The sequence below is a fragment of the Acidocella facilis ATCC 35904 genome, assembly GCF_000687875.1.
Lineage (GTDB): Bacteria > Pseudomonadota > Alphaproteobacteria > Acetobacterales > Acetobacteraceae > Acidocella > Acidocella facilis.
Genome location: NZ_JHYG01000005.1, coordinates 122,209 through 144,240, shown reverse-complemented (window position 1 = coordinate 144,240; position 22,032 = coordinate 122,209). Strand labels below are relative to the sequence as shown.

The following is a 22,032-nucleotide window of genomic DNA, read 5'->3' as shown; positions in this document are numbered from 1 at the left end:
CCTGCCCGGGGTTTTCGGCAAAGGCCGTGGGAGCGTCAAGCCGCCGCGGCGCCGGCGCGATTGTACGCGCTGGCCGGTTTGCCGTACTGTCCCCGCATGAATGCGATGACCCCGCTTTATCAAGGTTATGTCGATGAACGCAGCATCGCGCATGTGAAAGGCTGGCTGCGCGATGTGAACGATGCCAAGGCGCGTCTCGCCTACGAGGTGGTGCTGCCGGGCGATGAAGGGGAGCGCGTGCTGGCCACCGGCCGCGCCGACGGGTTCAGCGAAATCCTGGTGCAGGTCGGTGTCGGCGATGGCGGCTACGCCTTCGAGGCGCATTTCAACCCGCCGCTGATCGAGGCTGAGCGCGAGCTGGTTTACGTGCGCCCGCAAGGGGCGGCGCACCGGCTGGAGCTGGCGCCGAATCTGCGCACCGACCCGCCGGGGCAGGGGCCGTATCAGGGCTTTGTCGATGCCTGCAGCACGCGGCATGTTGCCGGTTGGGTGCGGGATCTGGCGGATGGGGCGCGCCGGGTGGTCATCGATTTGCTGCTGCCGGGGGCGGGCGGTGAGGTGCTGCTGCAACGCCATGTCGCGGCGCAGACCAACGACATGTTGCGCAAGGCCGGGCTGGGCGATGGGCAGAATGCCTTCTTCGTGCTGTTCGACCGCGAACTGAGCGAGGTGGAGCGCGAGGCGCTGATCGTGCGGGTGCATGGCTCGGCGCATGTGGTGGAGCGCTCGCCCCGGCTGAACCGGAAATTTCACCCGCTGCAATGCGTGCGGCTGGATATCGTCAATAATTGCAATCTGCGCTGCCCGTTCTGCGTTTATGATTACACTGAGACGTTCCGCACCAATGTGATGGAGGAGGCGACCTTCCAGGCGGCGTTGCGGCTGATCCCCTACGTGCCGGACGGGAATTTCTGGCTCTCCTGCCTGCATGAGGCGACCTTGCATCCCAGGTTGATGGAGTTCATCGCCCTGGTGCCGCGTGAGTACCGGCGCAAGCTGTTCTTTACCACTAATCTGGCCAAGCGGCAGAAGCGGGAGTTCTTCGAGGCGCTGGCCGGCTCCGGGCTGGACCATATCAATATCTCGCTGGAGAGCTTCGACAAGGATGTCTATGAGCGCATGCGCAAGGGCGCGCGCCAGGGGATTTTCCTGGAGAATCTGGCGCTGCTGCTGGAGGTGTTCGGGCAGACGTCGGGGGCGCCGCGTATTCGCTATAATCTGATGGCCTATCGCGCCAATCTGCAGGAGTTGCCCGGGCTGGCGCGCATCCTGCTCGAGGAGAAGCAGGCCTGGCAGGTGGAAATTCGCTATACGTTCGACGGGCCGCAGATCCCGCAGGATTTCCGCCAGGCGGAGTTTCTCTCGACCGATGAATGGGCCTGGCTGGCGCGGGAATTGAGCGCCTTCCCGGCTGAGCGGGTGCTGCTGTTTCAGCCGCCGGGCGGACGCGGCTATGACCGCAACGCCCCGCCGCCGCCGCCCGCGCCGTCGAGCCAGCCGCCGGAGCGCCGCGGCTGGGTGCAGGTGCAGGCCCCGGTCTCGCGGCCGCTGAATGTGCGGATTTTGTGGGATGGAACGCTGAGCGTCTCGTCCGATCTGCTGGGCGATGAGGATGAGCATCCGGAGCGGGCGATCCATCTGCTCTCCAACATCAACGCGCTGGAAGACCCGCTGGCAGCCTGTCTGGCGCTGGAATAGCGGGTTAGACCACCCGGCGGGCGAGGCGCTGCAAGGGCTTGTCGATTAGAAAAGCGAGCAGGGCGGCGGCGGTGAGTGAGAGTGCCATTTCCAAAAGGAACAGCTCCGGCACCGGCAGGAGATGCGCCAGCCCGGCCGCTTGCAGCGTTTTGATCACCAGCGCGCCGCAATCGGCATGGATCAGATAGAGCGGATAGGACATCGTGCCCAGCCCGGCACCCCAGCGCGGCGGGGTGAGGCGGTGGCTTTGCTCCAGCCCGGTCAGCGCCAGGATAAGCCCCGCAAAGCCAATGCCGGTGAAGAGTTCCAGCGTGCGGTCGGGATAGTCGAACCCCCAATGCTGGCGGGAGAGTAGGACCAGTACCGCGATCGCCGAAGCCCCGAGCAGCGCCCATAACCCCCAGCCGGGCAAAGGGCGGCGGGCGAGGAGCGTCGCGGCCTCCACCCCGCAGAGAAACAGCAGATCGTGGATGCCGAAGAAATACCAGGCGAAGCCGGCCGGCAAGGCTTGGAAATAGGGCCGCACCACGACATGAAACAGATGCGGGAACCAGTAGAGCAGCAGCAGCGCCAGCCAGATGCCCAGCACCCAGCGGCCCAGGCGCGGCAGTAAGGTGAGGGCGAAGATGATATAAAAGGCCAGCTCGAAGCGCAGCGTCCAGGCCGGGGGATTGGCCTCGGGCATAGAGAAGGAAGAGATTGGCGCCAGGCTGATGGTCTGCGCCAGATAGGCTAGGCTGCTGCTGTGCCAGAGAAACCAGAGCGGCATGATCAGCGACAGCCAGTAGAGCGGATAGATGCGCCAGATCCGGCGCCAGAGATAGCGCGGCAGGGCGTCGATCTGGCCGAGGTCGCGCGCATGGGCGCTCTGGATGACGAAGCCGGAGAGCACGAAGAAGAACAGCACCGCGGCGATCGGCGGCAGGGAAAAGCCGAAGGGCATGGCGCTGGTGCCGTTGCGGGTGGCGAGCCCGGCCAGATGGTCGGTGGCGACGCAGAAGGCGGCGATGAACCGGGCGATTTCCAGGGTGAGAAAACGGTTCGCGGCGCGCTGCATGGATCTGGCGTTAGGGGCGGTGGTCAGGTCGCGTCAAGCGCGGCGCCGTCGCGCAGCACGGCTTGCGCGGCGGCGGTGATGCCGGCTTCATCGTGCAGCGCCAGGCCGGGCAGGATCACATCCGGGCCGCGGCTGGCCTTGCGGGCCCGCAGCAGGATCAGCTTCGCGGCCTCCCCGGCGCGCGGCCAGAGCGGCAGCAAGGTGATGCCGCCGCAGGCCGGGCGCAGCAGGCTGGCGGCCTGGGCGAAGCTGGCGGCGGGCAAGGCCAGGGTCAGGCTGCCCTGGTCGCGCAGCAGCCGCAGCGCCTCGCCGATCCAGCCGGCGAGCAGCTCCGCGGTGGCGTGATGGGCCAGGGCGCGGGTAGAATCGGGGGAGTGTGTGCCATCCGGCGCGAACCAGGGCGGATTGGCCATCACGTGCTGGAATGTCTGGCTTGCGAAGGGCAGGCGGGTGGCATCCGCCTGCAAGCCAGCGAGATCGTGAAAGCCATTGCCGGTGAAATTCGCCTGGGCCAGGCCAGCGAGAGCAGGGTGACGCTCAACCCCGATACCGGTGATACCGCCCAGCCGGGCGCGCAGGCACAGCAGCGCCGCCCCCGCGCCGGTGCCCAGCTCCAGCACGCGCGCACCGGGGCGGGCGGGGCAGAAGGCGGCCATCAGCACCGGCTCGAAGCCGCTGCGATGCCCGGCGCGCAGCTGCCGGTAGGCCAGCCGCCCGCCCAGCAGCGTGCCCGCACTCGTCTCATCCTCGACCACCCGCTTGACCCTTCCGACAACCCGCCTGATATGGTGCTAACGCAATTTGCTTGGATAGGTTAGGGCGCTGATTTTGGACAATGCGACCCCTTTGACGACAGAGCCGACCACCGACGCGCTGGCCCGCCTGACGGCGCTGCTGGAGGCAGAGCTGCAGGCGACGAACGAGGCCATCGTGGCGCGGATGGACAGCCCGGTGGCGCTGATCCCGCAGCTGGCGGCGCATATCGTCGCGGCGGGGGGCAAGCGCATGCGCCCGCTGCTCACCCTCGCGGCGGCCAAGCTCTGCGGCTACACCGGCGGGCGGCAGGTCAATCTCGCCGCCTGTGTGGAGTTCATCCATACCGCGACGCTGCTGCATGACGATGTGGTGGATGAATCGCTGCTGCGCCGGGGCTTTGCCTCCGCCAATGCGGTGTTCGGCAACAAGGCCTCGGTGCTGGTCGGGGATTTCCTGTTCTCCCGCGCCTTCGAGCTGATGGTCGAGGATGGCTCGCTGGAGGTGCTGCGCATCCTCTCCTCCGCCTCCGCCACCATCGCCGAGGGCGAGGTGTTGCAGCTGACCACCCAGAACGATATTTCCACCACGCCGGAGACCTATTTCGAGGTGATTCGCGGCAAGACCGCAGCTTTGTTCGCGGCGGCCTCGGAAGTGGGCGGGGTGATTGCCGGGGCGAGTTCGCAGGATTGCGCGGCCTTGCGCGATTTCGGCATGGATCTCGGCATGGCCTTCCAGCTGGTGGATGACGCGCTGGATTACGCCGCCAACCAGGCGCAGCTCGGCAAGACCGTGGGCGATGATTTCCGCGAGGGCAAGCTGACCTATCCGGTGATCCTGGCGCTGCAGGATGCCGATGCGGACGAGCGCGGCTTCTGGCAGCGCACGCTGGAAGCTAGCGAGCAGACCGAGGAAGATCTGGCCACCGCGCTGAAGCTGATCGAGAAACATGATTGCACGGCGCGCACCATCGCCCGCGCGGATGCGTTCATCGACAGCGCCGTGAACCGCCTTGCCGCCTTCCCCGAGAGCGAGGTTCGCGCCGCCCTGGCCGGGGTCGCGCGTTACACCACCGCCCGCAGCCACTGATTTTAGAGCCCCCCTATTGCCATGCGGGGCTTTCCAGCGCACAAACATAGCAAGTTATATGTCTTGTTATGTTTATGGTGCGGGAATGAGCGGCGATATTCTGAAGGAGCGTCCGGCTTTGTTTCTGGCCAGCCGGTTGAAGCGGCTGGCGGAGCGGATGCAGGGCGATGTGGCGGCACTCGGCGGCGCGGTGGGGCTGGAGATCCAGCCCGCACAATATTCGCTGTTGGCGACGCTGGAGGCGTATGGGCCGCAGACCATCGGGGAATTATCCCAGGCGATGGGGCTGAGCCAGCCGGCGATCACCCGCAACGCGGCGAAGCTGGCACAGATGGGGCTGGTGGCGATTGACCGGCTGCATAAGGACCAGCGGCACAAGACGGTTTCGCTCACCGCGCGGGGCGAGGCGGATATGGCCTGCTCGAAGGCGCTGGTCTGGCCGCAGGTGGAGGCGGCGGTGAGGGATCTGCTGGCCGGGATGGAGACGCAGTTTCTGGCGCAGATCGATGCGATCGAGACGGCGTTGGCGCAAAAGCCGCTGCACCAGCGTTTTGCCCCGGCCGGGCTGCGGCTGCTGCCCTTCAGCGATGAGCGGGCGGCGTTGTTCGGCGCCATCAACCGGGAATGGATCGAGACGATGTACCGGCTGGAGCCCGCGGATCTCGACGTGCTGGATCATCCGCGGGCGCGGATCATCGAAAAGGGCGGGGAGATCTGGTTTGTCGAGGCGCAGGGGCTCGGGGTGGTCGGCACTTGCGCGCTGCTGAAGACTGGCGAGGGCCAGTATGAGCTGGGCAAGATGGGGGTGCTGGAGGCGGCAAGGGGCCGCAAGGCGGGTGAGTTTCTGCTGCGCGAGATGATCGCCAGGGTGCGGGCGCTGGGGGCGAGGCGGCTCTATCTGCTGTCCAACAGCAAATCCGCCGCCGCCGTGCATCTATATGAGAAGCTGGGCTTTCGGCATGACGAGGGCATCATGCGGGAATTCGGGGCGCGCTATGAGCGCTGCAATGTCGCCATGCTGTTCCCCTTGAGCGCGACCGGCGCCAAGGCAGCGGCCTAAAGTCGCAAAAGTTTTTGGGGGCGGAGGCGGCGAAGGTTCCGCCGCCGCGATGCGGCGGTGGAAGGCCGCCGGAGGGTTGGGGGCTTTTTTCAAAAAGCCCCCAAGTTCCGTCTTACTTCTTCACCGAGTCATTGGCCGGCGCGGCCGGCGCCAGCACGGTGGTGATGGTCGAGCGCACGATGCTCACCGTCACGTTCGGGGCGATCTCGACCTCGATCTCGTTGGAGCCCTCGGCGGTCTTCTTCACCAGTCCGACGATGCCGCCGGCGGTGACGACCTTGTCGCCGCGCTTGAGCCCGCCGAGCTTCGCTTTCAGCTCTTTCTGCTGCTTCTGCTGCGGTCGGATGAGCAGGAAATAGAAGACGATGACGATGAGGACGATCGGCGCGTACTGCATCAGCGCGGCGATTCCGGCGGGGCCGGAGGCGGCGGCGCCGGAAGCGGTTTGCGCATAAGCGGCGGACATGAACATGGGCACTCCTGGTTGCCGTGAAGTTGCGCGGACCATAGGGTGCGCGCCGATGCAGTCAACAGGAGGAGACGAGAATGGATGATGACCTGTTGCGCCGGATCGCCGAGGCGCTGGAGCGCCTGGCGCCGCCGCCGCCGCGCACCCCGGATTTGATGCAGGCGGATGCCTTCGTCTGGCATCCGCACTCTGGCGGGCTGAGCCCGGTGAAGCAGGTCTCGCGGGTGGCGATTTCGCTGCTGCAGGGGGTGGAGAGCCAGAAGGCGCTGATTCTGGAGAACACGCTGCGCTTCGCCAAGGGGCTGCCGGCGAATAACGCCATGCTCTGGGGCGCGCGGGGGATGGGCAAATCCTCGCTGGTGAAGGCGGCCCATGCCGAAGCCAACCGGCAGCTGAAGGATTCGCTGGCGCTGATCGAGATCCACCGCGAGGATATCGGCTCGCTGCCGGCACTGCTGAATGTGCTGCGCGACGCCCGGCGGCGCAGCCTGATCCTGTGCGACGATCTCTCCTTCGAGAAGGGCGATGCCGATTACAAGGCGCTGAAATCCGTGCTGGATGGCGGCATCGAGGGGCGGCCGGACAATGTGCTGTTCTATGCCACCTCCAACCGCCGGCATCTGATGCCGCGCGACATGATCGATAATGAGCGCTCGACCGCGATCAATCCCGGTGAGGCGGTGGAGGAGGCGGTGTCGCTCTCCGACCGGTTCGGGCTGTGGATCGGCTTTCACAATGGCGACCAGCAGCAGTTTTTCGCGATGGTCGAGGGCTATGCGGCGGCCTACGGGCTGCCGATCGAGACGGCTGAGCTGCGCGCGGCGGCGGTGGAATGGAGCATGACGCGGGGCAGCCGCTCCGGGCGGGTGGCCTGGCAGTTCATCCAGGATCTGGCCGGGCGGCTCGGGGTGCGCTTGACCTTGGAGGCCTGACGCGGGAAAGGATGGCCGCCGGGTGTATATAAACGCCCGGCGGCGCTGGAAGGGTGGCCGAGTGGTTTAAGGCAGCGGTCTTGAAAACCGCCGTGCGTGCAAGCGTACCGTGGGTTCGAATCCCACCTCTTCCGCCAGCGCATCACCGAAATACCGCAGAAAACCGACGTTTTTCGTTTCTGATTTTTCCCAGGTAGTCACCATGATATACACTTGATACGCCGGTTGCCGGTGTATTGAGATGAATGGAGGCGGACATGTCGGCTGGCGTACTGACTTCCGGGCAGCTATCGCTGCGGCCTGGCTATCCCTCCGAATGGACGCTCAGCCGGTGGCGGAAGGAAAATATCGGGCCAGCATACATGCGCATCGGCGGCCGGGTCTTCTATGCGATCTCAGACGTTGAGGCATGGGAGCGTTCTCACCGTGGCGGTGGTGGCGAAATGCCATTTCACCAGAAGAAGAGGCGCAAGCCGAAGGTTCTGACCGGCACGGCAGACGATATGGCACAGGCTGCGGCCTGAGGCGCGTTGTGATCCGGGGGCAACCCGAAGCCGGCTCAGCAGCCGCCAAGCAGGCGGCCAGCCGGCAAAAAGTTGGCGGGTCCTTCCCCGGGTGGCACCCGTCGCGGGTAACGCGCGACCGCGTTTGTGCGCCAGCGCGGGAGGTTTTTTTAGTTTCAAGGGTTTCAAAAAGCGCCATGCAATTTGCGCATGGCTTGCGGGGCTTTCGCCAATTCCTTTGGTGTGGCCTTGGGGATTTTGATCCTGGGATGACGCTGAAACGGCCCCCGCGGCGGGGATTTTCGGTTTCAAGCGCCTTGGATCGGTTTCAAGGCCGTCCCGCAGCGTTCCGTGGGCTTCGGTAGCAGCCCCCAAATTTGGGGGCTTCTACGTCGCCAGAGCGCGGAATTGCCCAGGCTGGAGATGCGCGGGCGGGTGGCAGCAGCAGCACCGCCAGCCCTTCGGGGCCTCGGCCTCGATCCACCACACCGCGCCGGCGCAGCAGCCGCAGAAGTCGCCCGGCTGCGGTTGGCCTGTCCCCGCCGCGCGGGCGCGAAGGCGGCGCACCGGCATGGCCTCGGCCTCTATGGCGGCGCGCTCGATAGGGTCAGGGTCGAAGCGTTGATTTTCGATTTTTCCCCTCATGTCGATAGTGTCGATAGTGCCGATAGCTCCCCCGCCTTGGGGAAGCTCTTGCGGGGCAATGTCGATAAACCCCCCGTTGTCGATAGTGCCGATAGTGCCGATAGGTCTGTTTTTGGGGCTATCGACGCTATCGACGCTATCGACATTCGACAGATTCACCCTTGGCATGGCGGCCAATCGCGCCGCCCAGATCACGGCAAGGCATCCCGGATGCCTGGATTTACCGCCCAGTCTTTTCGCTGCCTGCCTTTCCCGCCCGCCCGGCTGGGGGCTTCCCTTACCCATTGCGCCGCCTCCAGTTCGCGCAATGCTGCTTCCATGCGCTCGGCATCCGGGATGGCTGGGCCTTGTGCCATCCGACGCAACTCTTTGGCGTTGACGATCTCCGGCATCGTGGGCTGCCGCACGAGCCAGCGGGCAAGCCGGCGCGCGTCCCGCTCAGCTTCGGGCAGAGCAGCCGCGCCAAAGGTGCGCCGCGCCATCGGCAGAGCGAAGCCCTCCAGGAAGGTGACAGCCGCCACAAGGCTGCGCTCTGATATGGCCTCCGGCTCCGCCGTGCCGCCCTCGGCCTCGCTCCAAGCCAGCAACTCCAGGATCAGCGCCAGGCGCAACGCCATGCCCGGCAACTTCCCCAGCCAAGAGAGCATCAGCCCGGCTATGCTATCTTCCATCTCGGCCACCTGAAGCCGCCACTCTTGCAGCGCATCAACCGCACGCTCAGTCAGGGGCATCACCTTGGGTTCCGGCGCGTCATCCCAGGCCAAGGCGCGGAGGCGGGCAAGGCGGTGAAACGCGGCTTCGTTGTCGGCGTGACGCGCAGGGCGGCGGGGCGGCAAAGGCTCGGGCCAGCAATAGAGGAAGCGGGCGGTTAAACCGTCATCGTCGCCGGCCATCATCAGGGTTGAAACGCGGTCGGGCTGAATTGTGCCCAGGACGGACCAAAGCAGATGCGACACGAAGATCGGATTTTCGTCCTTGATGCGGTCCGGCGCCCAAGGTCTGCCGCCATAGGCTTGCAGCCAGAATGGACGGTCGCCACCTGCGCCGCCTGAATAGCGGTCCATTGATGCAATCCAGCCCGCCATCTCATCACGCTGGAGCAGCAGCCCACGAGGATTCGCCTCGGCCAGCCGCGCCGCTTTTTCGGTAGTGGACTCGGTGGAATAGATGCGGCGACGTTGCGGGGGCTTTGCGGCGTCGTCACCGAGGGGCGGAAAGGGCGGCGGAGTGCCGCGGCTAACCGCCTCTTTCACCTCTTGGTCATAAAGGCGCATTTTCTCGGCGTATTCCTTACCGGTGCGCACGGCTTCCTGGCGCCGGTCCTGAAAGTCCTCGTTCAGATCAGCCTCCAGACGGGTCAGCAGAGCCACCACCTGGTCAAGCGCGGGGGATTTTCCCGATGAAGGCTTGCCGATAAGCGCGACGTTCAGCGCCGGGGGTTCACGCCATGACGGCCAAGGCGATGCCCACCGGCTGTTGCCGATGACCGCACCGGCAGCGGAGAGCATGGCGCACGCAATGAAAGCGGGCGGCGCTCCAGCGCCTTCGGCTGCATCTTTCACCCACTCGGCCCAGCGCACAGGCAGCACGCCGGCAGGGAGTGGCGGGGCGGAAACGGCTTCCTGCCGGATCAGGGAAAGGTCAGGCGCGGCCCAAACCTCGCCGGCCGGCTGGTGCTCGGTGAAGCCCAGCGCTTCGGGCTTGCTCATCATCTCGTTCATTAGGCCATCGCCTTTCCGGCCTCGCGGGCCATCAGAATGTCATTGAAGTCCTGGCCGCTGGTGTTCGGCTTGATGATCCGCACCGCCCGGCCCTCGGCCTGCCACCGCCGCGCGGCAGCTTCGGCGGCATCAAGGCCGGGGTTCTTGCCTTGCGCGTTCCGCCCATCATCATCGGCGGCGATGGTCACGCGCTCCACCTCGGGCGGCAGGATCAGGCCGGACGCGAGATTGCCGGCGCTGATAGCGGCCCAGGCGGGCAGATTCAGCAACAGCCCCGCGCTGGCGCTGGTCTCGATACCCTCGCCTAGGACGATATGCGCGGCAGCAGGGGCCAGGCGGATCGCGCCGCCCCATATCGGCCCCAAGCTGGCCTTCACCGGCTCCAGGCGCGCTTTGGTGCCGTCCTGGGCCAAATAGCTGCGATGCACCGCCGCAGGTGCGCCGGCCGCGTCCTGCACCAGCGCCAGCATGGCCGGATGGCGGCTTGCGCCCGGCTGCGCGGCGGGGTGCGGCACGTCTGCCCGATACCGAAGCGCGGCGCAGCCAATCAGATTCGCCAGCGCACGGCGGGCGAGATACCGGCCGGCCGGGTCATCGGCAGTCACCGGCCCGGCCCCGCTCCAGATGATGCGGGCGCGTTCCTGGGCTTTGCGGCGCGCTTCCTCAGCCTTTATCGTGTCGCTGGGGGCGATAGCCGCCGCATAAGCGCCAGGCCCATCAGCGCGCAGCAGGTCGGCGATGGCATCCCGGTTCTGGCAGGACGCGCACCACCCCACCGCTTGGCCATTCCGGCCAGCCGAGAGGGTGAAGGCATCCGCGCCATACCCGCACGCGGGGCAGGTGCCGCGCCAGTCGCGACCGGCCCGGCGCAGGCCAAGCCGCCGCGCGAGTTCAGCCGCGCCCTGCATTGCGCAACCCCGCATCCACGATTTCTTCAAGGCTAGCGGTCGCGGCGCATATGGGGTGGCTGGCCATCGCCAGCGAGTCCGCAAGCTGCGCCGCCGCCTCCAGCACCTCAGGCGGAAAATATGCGCCATCAATCTCAATCGCAGCGCGATGCGCCGCACCCATGGCGGCCAGAAGGTCATCGCTGCGGCGCATCAGTTCCGCGAGTTTTGCCGCCGCGCGGCGGGCGCATTGTTGCTTGCGGATTTCGACCGGAAAGGGTATGACAGGCATGCCTGTTTTCTCCAAAATTGCAGGTTAATGCAGAGAGTTTAAGGCGGCGGGTTGCTCAGGCCCGCCGCCTTTATTTTGCCGTGCGGGGGATTGGCGGCAGGCCGTCGACGAACCGGCGCAAGCTCTCGGCCGGCACCACGGTAGCGCCGCCCATCTTCTTGGCCTCCAGATGCCCGGCCTTGACCAGAGCCCAAAATTTCGTGCCCTTGATTCCAAGGGTTTCTTGCACCTCGCGCGGGCGATAGACCAGTTTTGTTTCAGACAAGGATGTTCTCCAGTGCGATTACCAACGCGTGAATATGAAGCTATGCGAAGCACTCAGGGAAGCCTGTAAAAACCCGAAAACCAATGAAAAGACGCGACGGCTCAGCGCCGCGTTTTCCTAGGTCGGCCGCGATTTTTCTTCGGCTCTGGCGCTGGGTTGTTTTGGAATGCTTCGGACTTCTTTAGAAGTTTCCTTCGGCCTTTCTCGTCAAAGTCCCAAACCCCCGCGCACCACTGGTCAAAGTCTCGCGTCGGACCGTCCCCCGCGTTCATGAGCCACGCCGCTGGCGCTGGCCGGCTTGCCAGCGTTTTGGCTAGAGCGGCGGATGTGACTTTTTTGCCGGCCACCTCCAGCAGCGCTTTAACTGCCTTGGTTGCTTTGCCGCCCTCGCCGATTCCAAACTGAGGAACACCCCCGCGAAAGAAACCGGCACCGCCCTCGATCCAGCACTGGATCGCGAGTTCATAGAAAATTTCCGCGTAGACCTTCCACGCGCGCGGCTCTGGCGGCGGCAAGTTTTCCCGCTCATGAGCGGCAAGTTGCGCCAACGCCCGCACCGGCTTGCGCGCCTCAAGAATGGCAGTCCCCAGCCCTGGCGAGTCTCCTGCGCCATCCTCATCAAGGGCCGCGAGTAAAGCCGTAGCGGCTCTTTCAAGCCTTTCCCGCCGCGCGCGTGCGGCGGGAAAGCCAGCTTCAACATTCTCCCAGCCAGGCCACGGGGCATCCTTGAGCCACTTGGCGAGTTCATTCAGCGGCCCTTCGCCAAGCGCGAAATGCGGCGCGGATTTTTTGAGGATGCGCGCCACTTTCTCCCGCGCTGCCGACAGGCGCTCGGCCTCGGTGGGATTGGCTGAATTTTCAGCCGCTGCGCCCCCGTTCATCGGCCTGCCGCTTCGATCCGTGAGAGTGCCGCCAGCAGCCGCGCCGATGCCTGCCGCAGCCGCTTGGCGTTCGCCTCAAGGTCTGCCGCCAGCCCGTCAAACCAATCGACCAAATCGAGATGCACAGCCGGTTCAGCGGCCGCCGTCGTAGCAAGCCGCTTGTCATCCCGCGCCAGCACCGCGCGCAGCAGCCGCAGAGCCTGATACTGGTGCGCAGCCTCGGCCATAAAGTCGGCTTCGCTCGGGATCGTGAATTTCACGGCCTCGAAAGCCTGCCCGGCCCAGTCGGCGTCCCCGCTCATGCCCCGGGGCTCCAGGTCACGGGGTCCAGCAGGGACAATGCGGCCTCGGCCTGCTCGGAAAGGCGCTTCACGGCCCACTTGATGCTCCCGGCTTCAAGCTCAGCCTCATCATCCAACGCCGCCAGCAGGTTCAGCCCGCGTTGCATTTCACAGATTATGCTTTCCACAGCCTCCCGCCGTTCATCTGGAAGCCTTGAAATCGGCAAAGGCTTTGCTTGTGCCGCCGCGCGCGTGGTAGGTGTTGGCTCGATCTCGGGCATTTGGTCTCTTTCCTGCTTGAGGATCATCCGGGCCGGGCAGCGGTGCACGCTGTTCGGCCCAACTTGTTTGCGCGGTGCCGCCGCGCGCGGGTCTCAGCCCCTACCTATCGGCACTATCGGCACTATCGACATGGGGTAGATTTGGCGGATTGGTGGGGAGCCGGGAGCTATCGACACTATCGACGCTATCGGCAGAGGGGTGTTTTCTCGAAAAGCGCCAATCTTCATGCTCTCGCCCGGCCTATCTTCACCACCTCGCCCCGCGCGGCGGCTGGCGTGGTGGCGTAGGCGGCCCATTCATCCATGAGCCTGCGGCGCTTCTCAAAAAGGTCGGACCGCTGATAGGCGGCCTCAACCTTGTCGGCATTGGTATGGGCAAGGGCGGCTTCGCCCACTTCGCCAGGGTACGCGGTTTGTTCTGCAACCCACTGCCGGAAGCTGGAGCGCATCCCGTGAACCGTGAAGCCATCACCACCCGCCGCGCGCAAAGCCTTACTCACCGCAACATCGGAGAGCGGACGGCCCCGCCTGCCACCCTCGAACACAAGCCGGTCCATACCGCTGCCAAGCGCGGCCATCTCCCGCAAGATTGCCAACGCTGGGGCGGAAAGCGGCACGCGATGTTCACGCCCTGCTTTCATCCGCTCACCAGGCACGGTCCAGATGCCCGCATCCATGTCGATCTCGCGCCACGTGGCACCCCTGGCCTCACCGGATCGGGCAGCGGTCAGGATGGCGAAGCGCAGGCATAGGGCGGCAGTGCCGTTGCTCTCCGCCAGCTTCACCATGAGCCCGGCAATGCCGGTGTAGGGGGCGGCGGCGTGATGCTTCACCCGCGCCACCTTGCTCCGCCTGGGCAACAGGTGATCCAGATTGCCGCGCCAGCGGGCGGGGTTCTCCCCGGATCGCAGCTTGCGGGCGGTGGCGTAATCAAGCACCGCCTCGATGCGGCCACGGACGCGGGAGGCGGTTTCCGGCTTCTCAATCCAGATCGGCTCAAGCGCTGCCAGGACATGGCTCACGGCCACGCTCTGCACCGGCCTGGAGCCGAAATGCGGGTATGTGTAGAGGGTCAGCGTGCTTTCCCATTGTGCGGCGTGCTTGGCATTGCGCCATTCCGCCTTGTGGGCGGCAATGTAGCGCTCCGCCACGCTCTGGAATGTCTGCCCGCTGGCCTCCTTGGCGGCTTCCTGGGCCTCGCGGCGCTGGTCGATGGGATTCAGGCCCTCGGCCACCATGCGCCGGCAGGTGCGGGCCTTCTCGCGGGCTTCGGCAAGGGTGTAATCCGCCACGCTGCCAAGCCCCATCCAAGTGGCCTTGCCGTGCAGCTTGAAGCGGAACAGCCAGGACTTCCCGCCCTCGCTAACCTTCAGATACAGCCCGCCGCCGTCGCCATAGGTGCCCGGCTTGGTCTGCTTGTTCACGGCTATCGCGGTGAGTTTTCCTGCCGCCATCGGTGCGCGCCTTTTGTGTTGGACGCTGGTTTATACACTTGTGACGCGCATTTATACAATCTAAAACGAACGAGAATGAACGGTTTTGGATGAAAACGTAATGTAAATGCTAGGTTTTTTGTATCTAATCGGACTGTTTTGAAGTCTGGTTAGGCGGACACCTCTTCCGCCATCTCACGGCCTCCTAAAACTGCCTCTGTGCTGAGCCATGCGCAAGCGTGAACGCAAGGTGGGGCGATCCGTCCCACCCTGGACGCCCATTGCTCGCTAAAACAAAACCTGGAGCCTCAAGCTAAAAGCTTGAGGCTCCAGGCGGCCTCGGCCGTCAGCTGCTGCCGCAGGGAAGCGGGCAATTGACGGGCAGACTTCACCCGCGGCATGTCCATCTCGGCGATCGGCGCCATGGGCGCGGTGCGCTCATCCCAGTTGTGGAAACTCCGACGCGCGGCATTATCGACAAAACTTTCCGCTTCCAGGCCCTCAGCCAGAAGCAGCTCATGGCTGCTCAGCTCCACATGATAATAGGTGAAGCATTCCGGCACGTTCGCGTCCCGCAGGATGGTTGTGCCGTTCACCAGGGCGCTCGCTTGCACCAATATATTATCCAGGCAAATCGCGTGGTCCGGCGAGAGCAGCAAGTCGCGCTTCGGCAGGCCGGCCCCCAGCGCTCCGGCGGTGATGCGAATCGGCAGCGTGCGAAGCGGATCAGCGAAGCGGGTGGAGACGTGGCTCTGGCCAAGCCAGCGCACCTTCATCGGCCCATTGCGTGTCAGCACGAGGTCGCCCGGCTGGAGTGACTCTACCGGCACGTCGCCGGTCGGGGTGGCCAGGCGGACGCCGGCATAGAAGCAGAGGGTGGTCACGGTGCTGACCTCGGTGCCGCTCGAGGTCAGGGTCAGCGCGTTGTAGCCTTGCATCAAGGCCGAATATTGCGCGTTCCCGCTGGTCGTGTTGGTTTCCTGGCCCAGGAAGAAGACCGGGTTGGTGGCCGAATTCCAGTCCAGATGCAGATCCGTAAAGGTCGGTCCGGTTCCGGAGGACGAGGCCTCGGGAATGAAAATCTCGTACCCCGAGTTCGTGCCGTTCGAGGTGTTGTAATTAATCCCGCTGCCGCTGGATTGATTGCCGACAAGTGTCCCCGCGTTGTTCAGGGTGAAGGTCTCGGTGGTGACGCCGCCGGCGGTCAGCGTTTCCGTCAGGGAGATGGTGCCTGTCTCGCTGATCAAGGTCCCGGCGCTGTTATAGGTCGCGAAAAGATGGCCCGAAATCGTCTCGCCACCGGAAACGCCGGAAGCAGGGCTGAACACCGCGTTGGAGAAGGTGGTTGAAACAAGTGTATTGGCCATAAAACGCTCCGGATCAAAAATTTTTCACTGCGGCGAAAAGCAGGAAACATTGCGAAAGCGCGGCTTTTATTCACGGTGTCTGTATAAAAGTAAATAAATTAGAAACAAATTTTCTCGTTATTAGAGACAATTATCTGTGATAAATATAAAATTGTCTCATTTTTGATTAAAAATCAGTGTGGGGCCAGTGCTGGGTCGCCATATCAGGCGCAGCGGATGGCGCGGCTCGCGCAATACCCGAAAACCAGATCCCCGCCGCGCCAGCGGGCGCCGCGGGCTGAACTCAAGCGACACGAGCGCGAGCGCTGGCGCCGGGCGAAGACGCGGGCCGATTTCACGGATTGATGGCCATTCCCGCCGCGCGGCGGCGGAAAAAAGATATTCTTTTTTCGGCTGGTCCGCATAAGGTCCGTGATTTCGAAGCGTCTCCCGCGTCATGCGCAGGTTCGACTGAAATCTTTGTTTTCCTGGAAAACCTGGTGCCGTCCGCCGGAATCGAACCGGCGACCTACTGATTACGAATCAGTTGCTCTACCAACTGAGCTAGGACGGCATGAGCCTGTGCGGCCGGTTGGGCGTATGGCACAGGGAAATCCAAAAATCCAGCCTCAAGCGGGCATGGCGGGGCGGGAATTTCCGTCCCGCTTTGCACCTTTGGCGGGCGCCGCTAGTCCATCCGGCGTTTGTATTTTGGCTTCACCCGCTCAGTGGCCAGGCCGCCATGCAGGGCGGAGCCGCGGCCGGAGAGAGAGGGGTTGGTCATGAAGTAGTCATGCGCGGAGGCCGGCGGGTCGCCGGCGGTGACGCGGACCCAGCTGCCATCGGCGCGCAACTCGGAGCTCTGCGCGTCGTCTCGCAGATTGACGACCATGATCTGGTCCAGGATCTGCGCATGCACGGTGGGGTTATGGATCGGCACCAGCGTTTCCACGCGGAAATCCATGTTGCGCTCCATCCAGTCGGCGCTGGAGATGAACAGCTTGTTCTCGCGCGAGGGCATGGCCTGGCCATTGGCGAAAATATAGATCCGTGAATGCTCCAGGAAGCGCCCGACGATGGATTTCACCTTGATCGTCTCGGAGAGGCCCGGCACGCCGGGGCGCAGGCAGCAAATGCCGCGCACCACCGCCTGGATGGGCACACCCGCCCGGCTGGCCTCGTAGAGATGGTCGATCAGCTTGGCATCCACCAGCGAGTTCATCTTCAGCCAGATGCCTGACGGCTTGCCGGCCTTGGCGTTGGCGATTTCGTGGTCGATCTGCTGTTCCAGCGTCTTGCGGGTGGTCAGGGGCGAGAAGGCGAGCTGCTCCATGGCCTCCGGCTTGGCGTAGCCGGTCATGTAGTTGAACAGCCGCGCCGCGTCGCGGGTCATCGCCGGATCGCAGGTGAAGAAGCTGAGATCAGTATAAATACGCGCGGTGATCGGGTGGTAATTGCCGGTGCCGAAATGCGCATAGGCGCGCAAGCTGCCGGCCTCGCGCCGCACCACGTAGGACAGCTTGGCGTGGGTCTTCAGCCCCACGAAGCCGAACACCACCTGCACCCCGGCAGCTTCCAGCGCGCGGGAGAGGCGGATATTCGCCTCCTCATCGAAGCGGGCCTTCAGCTCCACCATGGCGGTGACGGATTTGCCGGCCTCGGCGGCTTCGATCAGCGCCTTGACGATGGGGCTGTCGCGGCTGGTGCGATAGAGCGTCTGTTTGATCGCGACGACATTCGGATCGATGGCCGCCTGGCGGAGGAACTGCACCACCACATCGAAACTCTCGAACGGGTGATGGACCAGAATATCCTTGGCCCGGATGGCGGCAAAACAATCCCCCGCGAAATCGCGGATACGCTCGGGAAATCGAGGCGTGTAGGGGGCGAAGAGCAGGTCGGGCCGGTCATCGACGATCAGCTGCTTCACATCGACCAGCCCGATGATGCCGGATTCGGTGTAGACCTCCTCGGGCGGGGCCTCGACCGCGTCGATCACCAGCTCGCGCAGATCATCGGGCATGTCGGCCTGGATGGTGAGCTGGATGGCGACACCGCGGCGGCGGCGCTTCAGCGCGCTTTCGTAAGAGCGGACCAGATCCTCGGCCTCCTCCTCGAACTCCACGTCCGTATCGCGGATCAGCCGGAACAGGCCGGAGCCCTGGACCGAGAAGCCGGGAAACAGGCACTGCATGTTCATCGCCACCAGCTCTTCGAGCATGATGAAGCGGATCGGGCCGGTGCCGGAGGGCAGGCGGATGAAGCGCTCGATCTGGCTGGGCAGCGGGATCAGCGCCGACATCTGGCCGCGATCATCGTCGCGCGCCAGGGAGAGCGCCATCACCAGCCCCATATTCGGGATGAAGGGGAAGGGGTGCGCCGGGTCCACCGCCAGCGGGGTGAGCACCGGGAAGACGCGTTCCATGAAATAGGAATCGAGGAAGCTGGCATCGTCCGTGGTCAGCTCGGCGGCCGCCAGAACCACCAGCCCGGCCTTGGCCAGCAGGCCCCGCACCTCATCAAACGCCGATTGCTGGGCGTTGATCAGCTCGCGCGAGCGGATTTTGATCGCCTGCAGCTGCTGGGCGGGGGTGAGGCCGTCGGCGGAATGTTCCAGCACCCCGGCGCGAGCCTGGCCGATCAGCCCGGCGACGCGGACGGAGCAGAACTCATCCAGGTTGGAGGCGCTGATGGAGACGAAGCGCAGCCGCTCAAGCAGCGGGTGCCGGGCGTTGCGCGCCTCCGAGACCACCCGGAAATTGAAATCCAGCCAGGAGAGTTCCCGGTTGATGAAGCGGGCGGGGTCATGCAGCCCGATCGCATGGTCGGGCGCGGTTTCAACGACAGGCGGGGGATTCTGCTGGTCCATGACCGATTTATACCAAGGTCATCAAAGATGACATGTTATGATTGAGTAAAAACTTTACGCGTCGGAGGCGATCTCCGCCAGGATTTCCATGGCCATCGGGCGGGTGATGCGCGCCCCGCGATCCATCGCCAGCCGATCCAGCCGGGCGATGGCTTCGCGGTAAAAGGCGGGCGCGCGGGGGAGGTGCAGGAGCAGCAGGTTGCGTACTGGTAGGGGCAGGCTGAGCTGGCGAGCGGCGGCCAGGCGGGTGAGCAGCGCTTCCAGCAACTCATCCTCCGGGGCGCGGATTTCGACACTGGCGGAGGCGCGCAAGCGGCTGGTCAGGTCCGCCAGCTTGTAGCCCATGCGGATCGGCGGCGGGCGGGAGGCGAGCAGGACCGGCAACCCGTCCTCGGCGGCAGCGTTGAGCAGGTGCAGCAGGGCGGTGGGTTCGGGCGTGAGATCGGCATCGTCCACCGCCACCGGGCGGGTGGGGCGGATGAGGCCGCGCAGCGAGGCGCCATCGACAATGCGCGCGTCTTGGCTCTGCGCCCAGAGATGCAGCAGATGGGTTTTGCCGCAGCCGGCCTCGCCCCACAGCACCAGCCTTCCATTACTCCAGGCTTCCGGCCGGGCCAGCCATTCGCGCGCGGCCGCGTTGGAGGGGGCGGGGCAGAAATCCTCCTCCGTATAAGGCAGCGACAATTCCGCGAAGGGCAGGACGAGTTGCCTCATTCGGGCGGAGCGTCGAGATAAAGTGGCGAGAGCAGATAGCGGCGCAGCCAGAAGCGGGTGAGGACCCCCAGCGTGGCGGTGACCGGCACCGCCAGCATGATGCCGAGGAAGCCGAACGCGGCGCCCCCGGCGAACAAGGCGAAGATCACCCAGACGGCGGAGAGGCCGACCCGGTCGCCCAGGAAGCGGGGCTGGATGATATAATCATTCAGCCCCTGGCCGACGGCGAAGACGATCAGCACCGCGATCACCCCATGCCAGCCCTGATTCTGGCTGAGTGCCAGCAGCATCGCGGTGATGCCGCCCAGCAGCGTGCCGACATAGGGGATGAAGGAGAGAATGCCGGCAGTGAGCCCGACGATGAGCCCGAGATCCAGCCCGATCACGGTGAGGCCGATGGCGTAGATGGCGGCCAGGGCGAGGCAGCAGATCGCCTGGCCGCGGATCCAGGCGGAGAGGATCTTGTTGATCTCCACCGCCTGGGCGCGGATCAGACCTTCATAAGGCCGCGGCAGCCAGCTATCGACATGGCGGATGATGCTCGGCCAGTCACGCAGGAAATAGAAGGTGACGACCGGGGTGACGATGAGCAGGGTGAGCACATTCACCACCGCGAAACCGCTGCCGATGATGTTGGAGGCGGCCTTGCCGGCATAGGTCACCAGCGTATCGGCCTGGTTGGAGGCCAGATCCTGCAGCTTGGTGCGCAGCTGATAGGGCAGGCGGTGCTGCAGATTGCGCATCAGGCTGGCGAAATCCGCCTGGACGGTCTGGATATAGGTGGGGATGTTGGAGATGAAGGATGAAGCCTGCGCCGCGATCACCGGATAGAGCAGCAGAATGAACAGAAGTACGGCCACGCCGAAGGCCAGCAGCACCAGCAGCGTGCCATAGGGCCGGCTGATGCCGAGATCGTCGAGGCGTTCCACCAGGGGATCAAGGAAATAGGCCAGTCCGGCGGCGACGACGAAGGGCAGCAGGATCGAGGAGAAAAGCCGGAAGCAGAGCCAGCATGCGGCCATCACCACGACCAAGAGCGCCAGACGCTGCCACTGCACGCGCTTATAGCGCTGCATATCGGCCTTGTTTTCGTACATCATGCCCCCTGGTAAGATTGCGCGGCCCCGCCGGCTGTGTTGAAAGGCGGCGGGATTTCGCCGGAATTTTGAAGCAGCGCCATGGCGCTGGCTTAGCGCATCGGAGGCTGACATGACTAGCGTGACGTACCGGGATGCCGGGGTGGATATCGAGGCGGGCGACGCGCTGGTGGAAGCCATCAAGCCGCTAGCCAAGGCGACGACCCGTGCCGGCGTGATGGGCGGGCTGGGTGGCTTCGGCGCGCTGTTCGATTTGAAGGCGGCGGGCTTTACCGACCCGGTGCTGGTCTCCACCACCGATGGCGTCGGCACCAAGCTGAAAATCGCCATCGAGACCGGGATTCACGACTATGTCGGCATCGATCTGGTGGCGATGTGCGTGAATGATCTGGTGGTGCAGGGCGCGGCACCTTTGTTCTTCCTGGATTATTTCGCCACCGGGGCGCTGGATGTGGACGCCGCCAAGCGGATCATCGCCGGCATCGCCGAGGGCTGCAAGCAGGCCGATTGCGCCCTGGTGGGCGGTGAGACGGCGGAAATGCCGGGCATGTACGCCAAGGGCGATTATGATCTGGCCGGGTTCTCCGTGGGGGCGGCTGAGCGCGGGGCGCTGCTGCCGGCCGGCGTGGCGCCGGGCGATGCGATTCTGGCGCTGCCCTCCTCGGGCGTGCATTCAAACGGCTTCTCGCTGGTCCGCCGGATCATGCAGGATGCCGGGCTGGGGTGGGATTCGCAGATCCTCGGCCAGCGCGCGGCGGAGCTGCTGACCACCCCGACCCGGATTTACGTGAAGCCGATGCTGGCGCTGCATAAGGCCGGGCTGATGAAAGGTGCTGCGCATATCACCGGTGGCGGCCTGCCGGGCAATCTGCCGCGTGCGCTGCCGAAGGGCTGCGGCGCCAGGCTGAACGGCCCCTGGGCGATGCCGGAAATCTTCTCCTTCCTGGCGCAGACCGCGAAGGTGGCGCCGGAAGAGATGCTGCGCGTGTTCAATTGCGGCGTGGGCATGACGCTGATCGTCAGCGATGCCGAGGCCGCGATGGCGCTGCTGCGTGAGGCTGGCGAGCAGCCTTTCCTGCTCGGCCATGTCACCGCCGAAGAGGGCATCGTCGTCGCAGGCCAGGATAAGCTCTTCGCCTGATGAAGCCGCGCGTTGCGATTCTGATCTCCGGGCGCGGCTCCAACATGGTGTCGCTGGTGAAGGCCGCGCAGGCGCCAGAGTTTCCGGCTGAGATCGTGCTGGTCCTCTCCAACAAGCCGGAGGCGGCCGGGCTGGAGATTGCGCGCGGGCTTGGCGTTGAGGCGATGGCCGTACCGGCCAAGCCGTTTGGCAAGGACCGTGAGGCGCACGAGCGGGCGATCGACGCGCAACTGCGGGCGCGGGATGTGCAGATTATCTGCCTGGCTGGCTATATGCGGCTGCTCACCCCCTGGCTGGTGCAGCGTTGGGCGGGGCGGATGCTGAATATCCACCCCTCGCTGCTGCCGAAATTTCCCGGGCTGGATACGCATCAGCGCGCCATCGAGGCGGGCGAGGCCGAGCATGGCTGCACCGTGCATCTGGTGACAGAAGGCATGGATGAAGGCCCGGTTCTGGGCCAGGCGCGGGTGAAGCTGCTGCCGGGCGATGACGAGGCGGCGCTGGCGGCACGGGTGCTGGAGCAGGAGCACAAGCTCTACCCGGCGATGCTGGCGGAACTGGCGCGCAAAATCAGCTTGCCTACGAAACAGGGCTGAGGATAGGTTTTCCGCAACGAAA

At 64.9% G+C, this 22,032-nt stretch carries 24 protein-coding genes and 2 tRNA genes; 8 read left to right on the top strand and 18 right to left on the bottom strand.

What is annotated here, in order from left to right; translation table 11 throughout:
• The first annotated feature begins 96 nt into the window (after nucleotides 1–96).
• On the top strand, nucleotides 97–1,698 hold the full coding sequence (locus T331_RS0108360; protein WP_026439673.1) for a radical SAM protein: 1,602 nt from the start codon (nucleotides 97–99) through the stop codon (nucleotides 1,696–1,698).
• Between the two features lie 4 nt (nucleotides 1,699–1,702).
• On the opposite strand, the gene T331_RS0108355 is transcribed toward T331_RS0108360, so the two are convergent.
• Both T331_RS0108355 and T331_RS0108350 read right to left on the bottom strand, forming a co-directional pair.
• A complete protein-coding gene (locus tag T331_RS0108355) occupies nucleotides 1,703–2,755 on the bottom strand; it encodes an acyltransferase family protein (protein WP_026439672.1) in 1,053 nt (350 codons plus the stop codon).
• Between the two features lie 23 nt (nucleotides 2,756–2,778).
• A complete protein-coding gene (locus tag T331_RS0108350; RefSeq protein ID WP_026439671.1) occupies nucleotides 2,779–3,510 on the bottom strand; it encodes a tRNA1(Val) (adenine(37)-N6)-methyltransferase in 732 nt (243 codons plus the stop codon).
• Nucleotides 3,511–3,601: 91 nt separating this feature from the next.
• On the opposite strand from T331_RS0108350, the gene T331_RS0108345 reads away from it, so the two are divergent.
• Together T331_RS0108345 and T331_RS0108340 are read left to right on the top strand one after the other, a co-directional pair.
• Complete coding sequence (locus T331_RS0108345; RefSeq protein ID WP_244876923.1) at nucleotides 3,602–4,597, top strand: polyprenyl synthetase family protein; 996 nt, start codon at nucleotides 3,602–3,604, stop codon at nucleotides 4,595–4,597.
• An 85-nt stretch (nucleotides 4,598–4,682) separates the two neighbouring features.
• Nucleotides 4,683–5,657: a bifunctional helix-turn-helix transcriptional regulator/GNAT family N-acetyltransferase gene (locus T331_RS0108340; RefSeq protein WP_026439669.1), complete on the top strand. Its 975-nt coding sequence runs from the start codon at nucleotides 4,683–4,685 to the stop codon at nucleotides 5,655–5,657.
• 112 nt (nucleotides 5,658–5,769) lie between these two features.
• Here the strand turns inward: T331_RS0108340 and yajC are convergent, their stop codons facing one another.
• Nucleotides 5,770–6,129: a preprotein translocase subunit YajC gene (yajC, locus tag T331_RS0108335; RefSeq protein WP_008494480.1), complete on the bottom strand. Its 360-nt coding sequence runs from the start codon at nucleotides 6,127–6,129 to the stop codon at nucleotides 5,770–5,772.
• 74 nt (nucleotides 6,130–6,203) lie between these two features.
• On the opposite strand from yajC, the gene T331_RS0108330 reads away from it, so the two are divergent.
• The 3 genes from T331_RS0108330 (at nucleotide 6,204) to T331_RS20275 (ending at nucleotide 7,582) form a co-directional block, all read left to right on the top strand.
• Nucleotides 6,204–7,058, top strand: coding sequence for an ATP-binding protein (locus T331_RS0108330; RefSeq protein WP_026439668.1), 855 nt, complete (start codon nucleotides 6,204–6,206; stop codon nucleotides 7,056–7,058).
• A gap of 47 nt (nucleotides 7,059–7,105) precedes the next feature.
• Nucleotides 7,106–7,195: transfer RNA gene (locus T331_RS0108325), tRNA-Ser, on the top strand.
• Nucleotides 7,196–7,315: 120 nt separating this feature from the next.
• Nucleotides 7,316–7,582: a helix-turn-helix transcriptional regulator gene (locus T331_RS20275; protein WP_211248694.1), complete on the top strand. Its 267-nt coding sequence runs from the start codon at nucleotides 7,316–7,318 to the stop codon at nucleotides 7,580–7,582.
• A 366-nt stretch (nucleotides 7,583–7,948) separates the two neighbouring features.
• On the opposite strand, the gene T331_RS19860 is transcribed toward T331_RS20275, so the two are convergent.
• The 15 genes from T331_RS19860 to T331_RS0108245 form a co-directional block, all read right to left on the bottom strand.
• Complete coding sequence (locus tag T331_RS19860) at nucleotides 7,949–8,206, bottom strand: hypothetical protein (protein WP_155992653.1); 258 nt, start codon at nucleotides 8,204–8,206, stop codon at nucleotides 7,949–7,951.
• A 191-nt stretch (nucleotides 8,207–8,397) separates the two neighbouring features.
• On the bottom strand, nucleotides 8,398–9,927 hold the full coding sequence (locus T331_RS0108310; protein ID WP_051622261.1) for a DUF3987 domain-containing protein: 1,530 nt from the start codon (nucleotides 9,925–9,927) through the stop codon (nucleotides 8,398–8,400).
• Nucleotides 9,927–10,850, bottom strand: a complete 924-nt coding sequence (locus tag T331_RS0108305) for a DUF7146 domain-containing protein (protein ID WP_026439665.1) — start codon at nucleotides 10,848–10,850, stop codon at nucleotides 9,927–9,929. The genes T331_RS0108310 and T331_RS0108305 overlap by 1 nt, the downstream gene beginning before the upstream one ends.
• A complete protein-coding gene (locus tag T331_RS20140) occupies nucleotides 10,819–11,121 on the bottom strand; it encodes a hypothetical protein (protein ID WP_162173890.1) in 303 nt (100 codons plus the stop codon). Before T331_RS20140 ends, T331_RS0108305 begins: the two co-directional genes overlap by 32 nt.
• A gap of 55 nt (nucleotides 11,122–11,176) precedes the next feature.
• Nucleotides 11,177–11,371 (bottom strand): hypothetical protein, encoded by a 195-nt coding sequence (locus T331_RS17835; RefSeq protein WP_035179646.1) that lies wholly within the window; start codon nucleotides 11,369–11,371, stop codon nucleotides 11,177–11,179.
• Between the two features lie 101 nt (nucleotides 11,372–11,472).
• A complete protein-coding gene (locus tag T331_RS0108290) occupies nucleotides 11,473–12,252 on the bottom strand; it encodes a hypothetical protein (protein WP_026439663.1) in 780 nt (259 codons plus the stop codon).
• Complete coding sequence (locus tag T331_RS0108285) at nucleotides 12,249–12,554, bottom strand: hypothetical protein (RefSeq protein ID WP_026439662.1); 306 nt, start codon at nucleotides 12,552–12,554, stop codon at nucleotides 12,249–12,251. Before T331_RS0108285 ends, T331_RS0108290 begins: the two co-directional genes overlap by 4 nt.
• Nucleotides 12,551–12,814 carry a hypothetical protein gene (locus T331_RS0108280; RefSeq protein ID WP_155992651.1) on the bottom strand — a complete coding sequence of 88 codons (264 nt, stop codon included), beginning with the start codon at nucleotides 12,812–12,814 and terminating at the stop codon, nucleotides 12,551–12,553. The genes T331_RS0108285 and T331_RS0108280 overlap by 4 nt, the downstream gene beginning before the upstream one ends.
• 224 nt (nucleotides 12,815–13,038) lie before the next feature.
• Nucleotides 13,039–14,268 carry a tyrosine-type recombinase/integrase gene (locus T331_RS17830; protein ID WP_051622260.1) on the bottom strand — a complete coding sequence of 410 codons (1,230 nt, stop codon included), beginning with the start codon at nucleotides 14,266–14,268 and terminating at the stop codon, nucleotides 13,039–13,041.
• A gap of 287 nt (nucleotides 14,269–14,555) precedes the next feature.
• Nucleotides 14,556–15,614: a Hint domain-containing protein gene (locus tag T331_RS19165; RefSeq protein WP_051622259.1), complete on the bottom strand. Its 1,059-nt coding sequence runs from the start codon at nucleotides 15,612–15,614 to the stop codon at nucleotides 14,556–14,558.
• A 156-nt stretch (nucleotides 15,615–15,770) separates the two neighbouring features.
• A complete protein-coding gene (locus T331_RS0108265) occupies nucleotides 15,771–16,052 on the bottom strand; it encodes a hypothetical protein (RefSeq protein WP_155992650.1) in 282 nt (93 codons plus the stop codon).
• Nucleotides 16,053–16,091: 39 nt separating this feature from the next.
• Nucleotides 16,092–16,167, bottom strand: a tRNA-Thr gene (locus T331_RS0108260).
• A 114-nt stretch (nucleotides 16,168–16,281) separates the two neighbouring features.
• A complete protein-coding gene (locus T331_RS0108255; protein WP_026439659.1) occupies nucleotides 16,282–18,462 on the bottom strand; it encodes an RNA degradosome polyphosphate kinase in 2,181 nt (726 codons plus the stop codon).
• Nucleotides 18,463–18,516: 54 nt separating this feature from the next.
• Nucleotides 18,517–19,176 carry a chromosome replication initiator DnaA gene (locus tag T331_RS0108250; RefSeq protein ID WP_008494485.1) on the bottom strand — a complete coding sequence of 220 codons (660 nt, stop codon included), beginning with the start codon at nucleotides 19,174–19,176 and terminating at the stop codon, nucleotides 18,517–18,519.
• Complete coding sequence (locus T331_RS0108245) at nucleotides 19,173–20,273, bottom strand: AI-2E family transporter (RefSeq protein WP_051622258.1); 1,101 nt, start codon at nucleotides 20,271–20,273, stop codon at nucleotides 19,173–19,175. Before T331_RS0108245 ends, T331_RS0108250 begins: the two co-directional genes overlap by 4 nt.
• A gap of 112 nt (nucleotides 20,274–20,385) precedes the next feature.
• Here T331_RS0108245 and purM point away from each other — a divergent pair, with 112 nt between their 5' ends.
• On the top strand, nucleotides 20,386–21,414 hold the full coding sequence (purM, locus tag T331_RS17820; protein WP_035179643.1) for a phosphoribosylformylglycinamidine cyclo-ligase: 1,029 nt from the start codon (nucleotides 20,386–20,388) through the stop codon (nucleotides 21,412–21,414).
• Nucleotides 21,414–22,010, top strand: coding sequence for a phosphoribosylglycinamide formyltransferase (gene purN / locus T331_RS0108230; protein WP_008494488.1), 597 nt, complete (start codon nucleotides 21,414–21,416; stop codon nucleotides 22,008–22,010). The genes purM and purN overlap by 1 nt, the downstream gene beginning before the upstream one ends.
• Nucleotides 22,011–22,032 lie beyond the last annotated feature (22 nt).

Bases quoted from the DNA above. Each gene is read 5' to 3' on its own strand.
- T331_RS0108305 (WP_026439665.1), bottom strand. From the start codon at position 10,850: ATGCGGGGTTGCGCAATGCAGGGCGCGGCTGAACTCGCGCGGCGGCTT.
- T331_RS0108265 (WP_155992650.1), bottom strand. From the start codon at position 16,052: ATGACGCGGGAGACGCTTCGAAATCACGGACCTTATGCGGACCAGCCG.
- T331_RS0108285 (WP_026439662.1), bottom strand. From the start codon at position 12,554: ATGAGCGGGGACGCCGACTGGGCCGGGCAGGCTTTCGAGGCCGTGAAA.
- T331_RS20275 (WP_211248694.1), top strand. From the start codon at position 7,316: ATGTCGGCTGGCGTACTGACTTCCGGGCAGCTATCGCTGCGGCCTGGC.
- T331_RS0108360 (WP_026439673.1), top strand. From the start codon at position 97: ATGAATGCGATGACCCCGCTTTATCAAGGTTATGTCGATGAACGCAGC.
- T331_RS0108290 (WP_026439663.1), bottom strand. From the start codon at position 12,252: ATGAACGGGGGCGCAGCGGCTGAAAATTCAGCCAATCCCACCGAGGCC.
- T331_RS0108280 (WP_155992651.1), bottom strand. From the start codon at position 12,814: ATGCCCGAGATCGAGCCAACACCTACCACGCGCGCGGCGGCACAAGCA.
- T331_RS0108330 (WP_026439668.1), top strand. From the start codon at position 6,204: ATGGATGATGACCTGTTGCGCCGGATCGCCGAGGCGCTGGAGCGCCTG.
- T331_RS17830 (WP_051622260.1), bottom strand. From the start codon at position 14,268: ATGGCGGCAGGAAAACTCACCGCGATAGCCGTGAACAAGCAGACCAAG.
- T331_RS0108250 (WP_008494485.1), bottom strand. From the start codon at position 19,176: ATGAGGCAACTCGTCCTGCCCTTCGCGGAATTGTCGCTGCCTTATACG.
- T331_RS0108310 (WP_051622261.1), bottom strand. From the start codon at position 9,927: ATGAACGAGATGATGAGCAAGCCCGAAGCGCTGGGCTTCACCGAGCAC.
- purN (WP_008494488.1), top strand. From the start codon at position 21,414: ATGAAGCCGCGCGTTGCGATTCTGATCTCCGGGCGCGGCTCCAACATG.
- T331_RS0108255 (WP_026439659.1), bottom strand. From the start codon at position 18,462: ATGGACCAGCAGAATCCCCCGCCTGTCGTTGAAACCGCGCCCGACCAT.
- T331_RS0108340 (WP_026439669.1), top strand. From the start codon at position 4,683: ATGAGCGGCGATATTCTGAAGGAGCGTCCGGCTTTGTTTCTGGCCAGC.
- T331_RS0108245 (WP_051622258.1), bottom strand. From the start codon at position 20,273: ATGTACGAAAACAAGGCCGATATGCAGCGCTATAAGCGCGTGCAGTGG.
- purM (WP_035179643.1), top strand. From the start codon at position 20,386: ATGACTAGCGTGACGTACCGGGATGCCGGGGTGGATATCGAGGCGGGC.
- T331_RS19165 (WP_051622259.1), bottom strand. From the start codon at position 15,614: ATGGCCAATACACTTGTTTCAACCACCTTCTCCAACGCGGTGTTCAGC.
- yajC (WP_008494480.1), bottom strand. From the start codon at position 6,129: ATGTTCATGTCCGCCGCTTATGCGCAAACCGCTTCCGGCGCCGCCGCC.
- T331_RS19860 (WP_155992653.1), bottom strand. From the start codon at position 8,206: ATGAGGGGAAAAATCGAAAATCAACGCTTCGACCCTGACCCTATCGAG.
- T331_RS0108355 (WP_026439672.1), bottom strand. From the start codon at position 2,755: ATGCAGCGCGCCGCGAACCGTTTTCTCACCCTGGAAATCGCCCGGTTC.